The 2,945-nt window shown below is 68.8% G+C and carries 4 protein-coding genes; 1 reads left to right on the forward strand and 3 read right to left on the reverse strand.

Annotated features, from left to right (window positions below):
• Positions 1-124: 124 nt before the first annotated feature.
• Both RSA25_RS19325 and pmbA read right to left on the reverse strand, forming a co-directional pair.
• Entirely contained in the window at positions 125-502 is a 378-nt protein-coding gene (locus RSA25_RS19325) for a DUF4870 domain-containing protein (RefSeq protein ID WP_332810442.1), read from the reverse strand.
• 75 nt (positions 503-577) lie between these two features.
• Positions 578-1,945 (reverse strand): metalloprotease PmbA, encoded by a 1,368-nt coding sequence (gene pmbA / locus RSA25_RS19330; protein WP_332810443.1) that lies wholly within the window; start codon positions 1,943-1,945, stop codon positions 578-580.
• 69 nt (positions 1,946-2,014) lie between these two features.
• Here pmbA and yjgA point away from each other — a divergent pair, with 69 nt between their 5' ends.
• The gene (yjgA, locus tag RSA25_RS19335) at positions 2,015-2,611 is read left to right on the forward strand and encodes a ribosome biogenesis factor YjgA (RefSeq protein ID WP_332810444.1); all 597 of its coding nucleotides are present in this window, start codon (positions 2,015-2,017) and stop codon (positions 2,609-2,611) included.
• 80 nt (positions 2,612-2,691) lie between these two features.
• On the opposite strand, the gene RSA25_RS19340 is transcribed toward yjgA, so the two are convergent.
• A partial coding sequence (locus RSA25_RS19340) for a metallopeptidase TldD-related protein (protein ID WP_332810445.1) occupies positions 2,692-2,945 on the reverse strand: 254 nt, incomplete at its 5' end.

Below are 2,945 nucleotides of genomic sequence, written 5' to 3' on the forward strand. Positions count from 1 at the left end.
CCGCCCCAAGCGACAAGGCATGCGCGCGCGTGCTTCAGCAAAGCCTTACCCCGCAGATGGGCGAAAAACCAAAAAAAAACGCCCGGTATTCCGGGCGTTTTCTGGTTCGCGCTGGCGCCGCCGATTACTTGATCAGGCGCAGCGTGAACGGATAACGGTAGGCTTCACCGCTGTTGGCCTTGACCGCGGCCAGGATGCACAGCACCAGGTTGGCCACCCACACCAGCGTCAGCAGCAGGCCGCCGATCAGCACCACCACCAGGATGGTCGAGATGATGTAGGCAATCGCCACCGTGATCTGGAAGTTCAGCGCTTCCTTCGCCTGGTCGGTCACAAAGCCCTTCTGCGGGTCATCCTTGTTCACCAGCCAGATGATCAGCGCACCGATGAAACCGGTGAAGATACCCAGCAGGTGGGCCACCAGGGACAGGGTGCGCTGGTCGGCCGGGGCATCGCCAACCGGGGCCGGCGGCGGTGCAGTGACGTTATCGAAATCGCTCACGTAAAACTCCTTGTGCGTTATGTGGGTGGTGCATGGCAGGCTCCCCGCCTGCCTGGGCAGCCCCCATAGAATACGTCAATCGTTACCGGCAACGGTCATTCGTCCGACCAGAATCGACCCCACCTGCACGTGTGAGCGCCGATCCACATCCGCGCCCACCGCCTCGATCGCCGCGAACATCTCCTTGAGGTTCCCCGCGATGGTGATCCCGTCCACCGGGTAGCGGATCTCACCCTGCTCCACCCGGAAGCCGCCCGCGCCGCGCGAGTAGTCCCCGGTGATGCCATTGACCCCCTGCCCCATCAGCTCGGTCACCAGCAGGCCCTCGCCCATCTGCCGGGCCATCGCCTCCAGCCCCTCGGCATTGGCCGCCACCTTCAGGTTGTGCACGCCGCCGGCATTGCCGGTCGTGGCCAGCCCCAGCTTGCGCGCCGAGTAACTGCCCAGGATGTAGCGCTGCAGCACCCCGTCGGTGATCAGCGGCGCATCGCGCGTGGCCACGCCATCGCCATCGAACGCCGACGAACGCAGCCCCCGGCGCAGCAGCGGCAGCTCCTCGATCTGGAACCACGAGGGGAACAGCTGCGTGTCCACGCTGTCCAGCAGGAAACTGGCGCGCCGGTACAGCGCACCGCCGGAGACCGCGCCCAGCAGGTGGCCGATCAGCGAGCGTGCCACTTCCGGGGCGAACAGCACCGGCATCTGCGCGGTCGCCATCGAGCGCGGCTGCAGCCGGGCCACCGTGCGCTCGGCCGCCTTGCGCCCGATCGCCGCCGCTGACTCCAGGTCTTCGCGGGCCAGCGCGCTGCTGTACCAGCCATCGCGCTGCATGCCATCGCCGTGGCCGGCGATCAGCGCACAGCCGATGGAATGGTGGCTGCTGCGGTCGCGGCCGATGAACCCGTGCGAGTTGGCATACACCGACAGGCTCTGCGCGGTCGCCGCCGAGGCGCCGTCGGCATTGCTGATGCGGCTGTCGGCCTGCCGCCCGGCGGCCTCGCAGGCCAGCGCCAGGTCCACCGCCTGTTCGGCGCCCAGCGCCCAGGGGTGCCAGCTGTCCAGGTCGGGGAAGTGGCGGGCCATCAGCGCCGGGTCGGCCAGGCCGGCGGCCGGGTCGTCCTCGGTGTGCCGGGCGATCGCGCACGCCTGGGCCACCGTCGAGGCCAGGCTGGCGTCCTGCAGGTCGGCGGTGCTGGCACTGCCCTTGCGCTGGCCGAAGTAGACGGTCACCGCGATGCCGCGGTCGCGGGTGGATTCGACCGTTTCCACCTCGCCCAGGCGCACGTTCACGTCCAGCCCGCGCTCCTCGCTGCAGCTGACCTCGGCCTGGCTGGCGCCCGCCGCGCGGGCCTGCTCCAGCAGGCGCTGGGAGATGTCGGCCAGCTGTTCCAGGCGCGCCAGGCTGTCATCGGCCGGTGAGACTTCAGGGGAGATCACGTTCAATGCTTTATCCTGTGGGGGTTAGTGCCCGGCGCAGCGCGGGGCACGGTTTACGGATGTGGAAACAAGACGATGCGCGGACGCGATGAAGAAACCGGTGAATTCCATGACAAGAGCCGCAGCCAGAACCGGCGCGAGGCGCTGGACGTGCTGGCCCTGGGCGAAAAGCTGGTCGCCCTGACCCCGGCCCAGCTGGCCCGCGTGCCGGTGCCCGAGGACCTGCTGCCGCATATTGCCGAAGCCAAGCGGATCACCGCCCACATCGCGCACAAGCGCCAGTTGGCGTTCCTGGCCAAGCACATGCGCCGCGAAGACGACCAGACCCTGGACGCGATCCGCGATGCGCTCGATGCCAGCAGCGAAACAGGCCGCCGCGAAGTGGCCATGCTGCACCGGGTGGAAGACTGGCGCGAGCGCCTGCTCCGCGACGGCGACAAGGCGCTGGGCACGCTGCTGGACGAATACCCGCAGGCCGATCGCCAGCAGCTGCGCACGCTGGTCCGCAATGCGCTGGCCGAGAAGGCCAAGAACAAGCCGCCGCGTGCGTTCCGCGAAATCTACCAGGTGCTGCGCGTGCTGATGCTGCCGGCGGCGCTGGGCCTGGATGCTGGCGAAGCCGAGGCCGACCCCGCCGACGCCGACGACAGCGACGACGACGCCCAGGACTGAGCGGCGCCGCCCACCGCGTCGGGCCCGCCGCTGGCGGGTCCGCGCGCGTTCGGGCACGGTCGACAGAGGCATCGCCGGGCTCAGGCCTGGGTACCGCCCACGGTGATGCCGTCGATCAGCAGCGAGGGCTGGCCCACGCCCACCGGCACGCTCTGCCCATCCTTGCCGCACACGCCCACGCCCTCGTCCAGGGCCAGGTCGTTGCCGATCATGCGCACCTTCTGCATGGTTTCCGGCCCGTTGCCGATCAGGGTCGCACCCTTCACCGGCGCAGTGATCTTGCCGTCTTCGATCAGGTAAGCCTCGGTCGCCGAGAACACGTATTTGCCGCTGG

It is taken from the genome of Stenotrophomonas sp. (assembly GCF_036662295.1).
Lineage (GTDB): Bacteria > Pseudomonadota > Gammaproteobacteria > Xanthomonadales > Xanthomonadaceae > Stenotrophomonas.